This is a genomic window from Nocardiopsis trehalosi NBRC 14201 (assembly GCF_001552555.1).
GTDB lineage: Bacteria > Actinomycetota > Actinomycetes > Streptosporangiales > Streptosporangiaceae > Nocardiopsis_B > Nocardiopsis_B trehalosi.
The window spans coordinates 1-6,119 of the sequence record NZ_BCRK01000262.1; the positions used below are offsets into that span (position 1 = coordinate 1).

At 72.9% G+C, this 6,119-nt stretch carries 6 protein-coding genes and 1 pseudogene; 5 read left to right on the forward strand and 2 right to left on the reverse strand.

Annotated elements, in window-relative coordinates:
* The first annotated feature begins 360 nt into the window (after nucleotides 1-360).
* From NT8_RS26620 to NT8_RS29640, 3 genes are all read left to right on the forward strand, one after another.
* Nucleotides 361-1,272, forward strand: coding sequence for a hypothetical protein (locus NT8_RS26620; protein WP_067975426.1), 912 nt, complete (start codon nucleotides 361-363; stop codon nucleotides 1,270-1,272).
* A 94-nt stretch (nucleotides 1,273-1,366) separates the two neighbouring features.
* A complete protein-coding gene (locus tag NT8_RS26625; RefSeq protein ID WP_067975430.1) occupies nucleotides 1,367-1,786 on the forward strand; it encodes an EspF repeat-containing protein in 420 nt (139 codons plus the stop codon).
* 69 nt (nucleotides 1,787-1,855) lie between these two features.
* Nucleotides 1,856-4,135 (forward strand): FtsK/SpoIIIE domain-containing protein, encoded by a 2,280-nt coding sequence (locus NT8_RS29640; protein ID WP_067975433.1) that lies wholly within the window; start codon nucleotides 1,856-1,858, stop codon nucleotides 4,133-4,135.
* 187 nt (nucleotides 4,136-4,322) lie between these two features.
* Here the strand turns inward: NT8_RS29640 and NT8_RS26635 are convergent, their stop codons facing one another.
* Nucleotides 4,323-4,514, reverse strand: a complete 192-nt coding sequence (locus NT8_RS26635; RefSeq protein ID WP_067975435.1) for a DUF397 domain-containing protein — start codon at nucleotides 4,512-4,514, stop codon at nucleotides 4,323-4,325.
* A gap of 13 nt (nucleotides 4,515-4,527) precedes the next feature.
* Nucleotides 4,528-5,382, reverse strand: a complete 855-nt coding sequence (locus NT8_RS26640) for a helix-turn-helix domain-containing protein (RefSeq protein WP_067975438.1) — start codon at nucleotides 5,380-5,382, stop codon at nucleotides 4,528-4,530.
* Between the two features lie 227 nt (nucleotides 5,383-5,609).
* Here NT8_RS26640 and NT8_RS29645 point away from each other — a divergent pair, with 227 nt between their 5' ends.
* Nucleotides 5,610-5,837, forward strand: a complete 228-nt coding sequence (locus NT8_RS29645; RefSeq protein ID WP_157515991.1) for a hypothetical protein — start codon at nucleotides 5,610-5,612, stop codon at nucleotides 5,835-5,837.
* Nucleotides 5,834-6,119 (forward strand): annotated as a pseudogene (locus NT8_RS26645) (hypothetical protein); the annotation flags it as partial. The gene NT8_RS29645 and the pseudogene NT8_RS26645, both read left to right, overlap by 4 nt.

Sequence of the window (6,119 nt, forward strand, 5' to 3'; positions counted from 1 at the left end):
CGAGCGCGCCGGCGGCCTCCTTCACGGTCAGCAGCCGCCGCTCCGGGGGCCGATCGGCGGGGGCCGCTGGTACCCGAACGCGCACCTCAGCCTGCGCGGCCTCCCGCGCTGCCGCCAAGAACGTGCGCACGAACTCCTCGGCAGCCTTCACCGCCTGGTCCTCTCGCGCCAACGCGCCCCCTCAACACGTCCTGATCACCCCGATATGGGCGACCTGCCCGACAGCAGAACGGCCCCGCGGCCAGCGACCTGAACGCCGACCCGGGGCCTGACCCGACCACCTGCACTACCAGGAGATCGAGCTATGAACCATCGTAGTGACCAGCCGGCCGCCCAACCGCGCACCCAGGGCGGTGTCCGATGACCCCCACCTCGCTGCACGTCCTGCGCGCCGTCGTCGGCCTCGTCGCCCTCTCCGCGTTCGTCGCGATCTGGGGCGGCTGGGTCGGCCTCGGGGAGATGGCCGGGTTCGGGGTGGTCGACCTCGCCCCCGGATCGCCCCGCCCCATCCGCATCAACCTGGCGATCACCCTCCCGTTGGGCATCGAGGCGTATGCCGCGATCGCCCTGTACGTGGCCGTGTCCGGCATCGTCACCGGCGGCGCCCGAGCGTTCGCCTGGTTCTCCGCTGTCGGCGCGCTGGGCATCGGCGCGTTCGGCCAGGCCGCCTACCACCTGCTCGCGGCCGAGGAGCACGGGAGCAAGGCGCCCCCCGAGATCGTGGTGTTCGTGTCCGTGCTGCCCGTCGCTGTGCTCGGGCTGGCGTCGGTCCTGCTGCACCTGGCGGAGAAGGCGGTGAAAGCCGTGCCGATCCTGCCGGAGGACGTGCCGGGCGCGCCGGAGGACGACGGCACCGTGCCGGACCCGTGGGACGTGACGCCGATGGACGTGCCGGAGCCGTCTCCCGACGTTGCCGCGCCGTCCCTGTGGCTGCCCGACGCGGACCCGGCGGCCGCCGGGTTCTACGCGGAGGCGGCCGCCGACCCGGACGGGCGCGGCACGGCCGTGCCGGAGCGTGCCGCGCTCGTGCCGCAGGACCGGCACGGCGGCACGGCGGCGGAGGAGGGCACGCGCCTCGTGCCGAACGGCGAGCGGGACCGGTCGCGGGAGCTGGCCGCCGGTGACCGGGAGACGGCGCAGGAGCTGATCGCGTGGGGCCACCGGCACGGTCTGCCGATCACGAGCCCGGCGCTCGCGGCACGGCACGGCATGTCGGAGAGGTGGTGGCGTGACCGACTGTCGGAGCAGCGGAGCGTGACCGCGGGCCGCTGACGGCGCCTCTGCCGCCGGGCAACCATGGCCGAGACTGCCACGGTTGGCCGGCGGTGGGGGGACCGGAGCGGTCCCGAACCGGAAGGACACGAGCATGGCCCTCACGCCCGACCCCTACGCCCCGACCTGGAGCAGTCCCAGCCCGCCCGAGGAGAACGCCCAGTCCATCCCCCTGAGCGCCGACGACATCGCCCTGGTCGACCGCCTCGCCGACGCCGTGGAGCGGTGGTCGGACCTGAACCCGGGCGTGTACCGGCGGATCATGGCGCTGTCGCGGTCCCTGCACATGCGCGCAGGTGCGGCCGGCCGGGGCCATCACGTGCCGATGTCGGAGGCCGAGCTGCGCGCCATCGAGGCCGCCATGGAGGTGGCGCGCAAGGGCGCGTTCGGCCGAGACCGTGAGCGCCTGGTGGTCGACGTGCGGGCGGCGGTGCGCCGCTGGTACCAGCGCGTGGGCGCGGCGCGGGTGCTGACCATCCGCGGCATCGCGATGTACGCCACCGACCCCGAGTAGAAGCGCGGCCCGCCCCGGGTTTCCGAGGCCATAGGGCGGGCCGCTCCCCATTCCTGAGGAGGCTCTATCATGACGGACCGTGACGTTCGGCGCGAGCCCGCGCCGGAACCGGCCACCGACGACGAGACCGTGGTGCTGACCCGAGAGGGCGGGCGGGTCGTGCCGTTCCGCGGCCGCGCCGACCCCATGCCGGGCCGTGCCGAGGGCGCGGCAGGCGACCGGCATGGCACCGGCACGGCGCCGGGCGGCGGGGTGGTCGTGGGCCCCGTGCTCGACGGCGAGCTGGTGTCCGACGGGCGCCCCGTGCCGGACGGCGAGGGGCCCGTGCCGCTCCTGCCGGTCGACCGTGCCGACGTTCTCACCGACACCGGCACGTGGCTGGAGCAGCGGCACGCCCGGTACGCCGAGCGGCCGCCGATCGTGCCGCCGGTGCTGCGCGACCGGCACGCGGCGGCCGAGGAGGCGCAGTTTCTCGTCCGCTACTTCGCCCATGCCGGCGCGTGGCACGCGACCCGCTCCCCGGTGTACCTGCTGCGGCTGCTCGGCCGGTCCCCGCGCGGCATGGCCCGGCTCGCCGGGCGGTGGGCGGCGTGGGTCGCCGACGCCGAGGCCCGACCCGTTCACGCCAAGGCGGCCGCGGCCGGCGACCCCCAGGCGTGGCTTCTGCTGTCGCGTGAGCACTCGCGCCGGGTCCGGCCGCGCCGGATCGCGTCCGCCGCGGTCGCCGTCCCCGCGGCCGCCTTGATCGTCGCCGCGTCCCTCGCGCTGCCCGCGTGGGCGGTGGGGGCGTTCGGCGCCGGCGTGCTGGCCCTGTTCGGCCTGGCGGGCGGGCAGGCCGACCGGCCGCTCATCGAGCGGTACGTGACCGCCCACGCGCTGAAGCCGCTGGACTCCGACGAGGTGACCGCCTCGCTCGCCGCTATCGGCATCAAGGGCGCCCTCCGGTTCGCCCACCCGATCCAGACCGACGGGCCCGGATGGCGGGCCGAGGTCGACCTGCCGCCCGGCGTGCTCGCCGAGGAAGTCCTGGAGAAGCGCGCCCGCCTCGCCGGAGCGATGCGCCGCCCGCTGTCCACGGTGTGGCCTGAGACCGACCGCGACACCCACCCCGGGCGCCTGGTGCTGTGGGTGGCCAAGACCGACCCGGCCAAGGCCAAGCGCCGGCTGTGGCCGCTGCTGCGCGACGGCCAGGCCGACCTCTTCGGCGAGGTGCCTTTCGGGTTCGACCCGCGGGGGCGCCCTGTCGCGGTGAGCCTGATGGGCACCAACGTGCTCATCGGCGGGGTGATGGGGTCCGGCAAGACCTCGGCGGTGCTGGTGCTCGCCCTGGCCGGCGCGCTCGACCCCACGTGCGAGTTGTGGGTGTACGAAATGAAAGGCAGCGGTGACGTCGAGGCGGTCAAACCGGTCTGCCACCGGTACATGTCGGGCGATGACGACGCCGACTGCGCGTCCGCCCTGATGGGCCTCTACGCCCTGGAGAAGGAGCTGAAGCGCCGCAAGAAGCTGATCTCGGAGCTGCCGCTGTCGGAGGTGCCCAACGGGCGCAAGGTGTACCCGCACCTGGCGGCGCGGCGCGAGTTGCGGCTGCACCCGATCCTGGCGATCTACGACGAGGCGCACACCCTGTTCGAGCACGAGGAGTTCGGCAAGGAGGCGGCGGCCGTCGCTGAACGGCTGATCAAGAAGGCGCGCGCCTATGGCATCGTCCTGGTGCTGACCACCCAGCGCCCCGACGCCTCCTCCATCCCCAAGGGCGTCTCGGACAACGCGATCCTGCGGTTCTGCCTGGCGGTGACCGGGCACGTCGCCAACGACCTGGTGCTGGGCACGTCGATGTACAAGCGTGGGGTGCGTGCCACCATGTTCGATCCGCAGCGCGACGCTGGCACGGGGTGGCTGGCGCGGTCGGCGCTGAACGCCCAGATCGTGCGGGCCGCGTTCATCACCCAGCAGGAGGCGGCCGACGTCGCGCGGCGGGCGCTGGCGCTGCGCACCGCGGCGGGCACCTTGTCGGGGCAGGCCGCCGGGCAGGCCGTCGAGGACGTCGACACGTCCACGATCGTGGACCACCTGGTGGCGGTGTGGCCGGCGGGTGAGGAGGCGATGCACTCGCGCGATCTGGTGGGCGCGCTCGCGGCGTACCGGCCGGAGGTGTACGGGGCGTGGTTGGAGATTGAGGGCAAGGACGAGACGGACACCGAGGCGAAGCGGAGCGCGCAGCTCGCCGCGGCGCTGCGGCCGCACGGGGTGCTGACCCACCAGGTGAACCGCCGCGGGTCCGGCGGGAACCGGAAGGGGGTGCGCTGGGACGACCTCCAGCGCGCGGCGGGGGTCGGCGGAGACTAGCCGATACCCGCTACCTGCCCAGGTCACGGGGGCGGCGGGCCGGTACCGGGGCCGATACCGGTATCGGCCCCGCCGCTACCGTCCGCCCTACCCGGACCCGCCGACGCGGGGTACCATACGCGGTGGGACTGTTAGGTAACAGGGCGAAGGCCCCCAGCGTGAGCCGGGGGCCTTCGTTGTGTCCGGGTTACAGGTCAGCGCCGCCGCGCACGGCCGCCAGGAACTCGACCCACCGACGACGCGGGATGTCGACGTGACCCAGCTCGCGGTTCTGGGTGTCGCGGATGGCGGAGAACTCCGGCGTGTCCGCGACCTCGGCGCAGTTCTGCCCGGTACCGCTGCTGTAGCTGGACTTGCGGAACTCAAGCTCTCGGGACATGGGGCATCTCTATCTACTGGGAACCTGTCAGGCCCCTCAAGAATGCCACCGAATCATCAGCACTCAGCGCAGATTCCTGCACGTGAGCCCACACCCGCTCGTAGTGCGCCAGCTCGTCCGCCTCCTCCAAGAACATCCCAGCCAGCGACTGTTCGAGGTAGACCACCGGTGGATCATGCGGGAACGACATGAGGACGAAGGCACCTTCCATACCTGCGTGCAGCCCGGTCGAGTTCGGCAGGATGCGCACGGAGACGTTCGGCCGGCTCTGCATGTCGATGAGGTGCTGAACCTGCTCGGCGCGCATGTGCTCGGGGATCTTGTGGAGGGCGGCTTCATCGATGACCGCGTCCAGGGTGGGCGCGTCGGGCTGGTCGAGCACCTGTCGCCGCATCATCCGCGCCTCGACGCGACGGTCGATCTCGTGTTCTGAGGTGACGCCGCTGGCGGCCGCGACGGCGCCAGCGTATGCCGGCGTCTGGAGCAGGCCGGGGATGAACACGATCTCGAACGCGCGCAGTTCGCTGGCACCGGTTTCGAGATCGATGTAGGTGCCCGATCCGACGACGTCGCGGTAGCCGACCCACCATCCCGTCTGGCTGGCCTCACGGGCGAGGCGGACGTAGGCGGCGCGCTCGTCGGCGTCGGTGACGCCGTAGATGTCCAGCAGTGTGAGCAGGTCGGTTTCGCGCAGGTGCTGGAGCTGCCGGTTCTCGATGCGGGTCACCTTGGCGGCCGACCACGGCCGCGAGGGGCTGCGCCGCTTGGCCTCGGCGCCGACGGCCCCCACGGTCAGGCCCTTGTCGGCGCGGAGCTTGAGGAGTTGCCGCGCGAGACGGCGACGGCGGAGTGTCGGTGAAGCGGCCAACGCATCGCTCCTGGAGGTGGGCACCTTGCGTTGCCAGCTTACGGGGGACTTCGCATTACGTGACATTACGTGCACCGTTCACTCGGGATCACGCCAACCAGATTCGATTGTGTCACTTGATTCGAACTGAATATTGCATTCCTGGTCGCGCTGAGAGACGATGACCTCACCTAACAGTTGGCCGGACTTCCCACCCGGCCAGGCCCCTGGGAGTTCCCATGCCTTCCGTGTTCAAATTCGTTCAGAGGCGTCCGAATCCGTCCGGGCCGGGCCGCCACCGCCGCCGCGCCACCGCGACCGTCGTGCGCCACGGCCGCCACTGCCGGTGCTGCGCCGCCACCCGCGCCGCCCTGCGCACCCCACCGCCCGTCGCCCCCGACCTCGCCGACCTCGCCCAGCTCGTCCGGCACGGCATCGCCACCGGCGCCATCACCCCCTGGGAGGGCGCCGCGTGAACGCCGCACCCACCCACCCCGACCTCGCCCCCCTCGGCGACACCGGCGTCCGATGGCTCCCCGGCACCGCCGCCTCCATCACCGACGCCCGGTGGCACACCGGCCGGTCCCTCATCGACCACCCCCGCCGCCGACAGGCCATGGCGGTGGTGGCTGAGCTGGCGACGACCGCCGTCACCCGATCCGCCAGCGGCCGCCCCGGCGCCGAGTTCGGGCTGTATGTCGGGATCACCCAGGCGCGCACGGCCCACGTAGAGGTCACCGACGCCGGCCCCCTGACCA

Coding starts and splice junctions, on each gene's coding strand:
- NT8_RS26620 (WP_067975426.1), top strand. CDS start 361: ATGACCCCCACCTCGCTGCACGTCCTGCGCGCCGTCGTCGGCCTCGTC.
- NT8_RS26635 (WP_067975435.1), bottom strand. CDS start 4,514: ATGTCCCGAGAGCTTGAGTTCCGCAAGTCCAGCTACAGCAGCGGTACC.
- NT8_RS26625 (WP_067975430.1), top strand. CDS start 1,367: ATGGCCCTCACGCCCGACCCCTACGCCCCGACCTGGAGCAGTCCCAGC.
- NT8_RS29640 (WP_067975433.1), top strand. CDS start 1,856: ATGACGGACCGTGACGTTCGGCGCGAGCCCGCGCCGGAACCGGCCACC.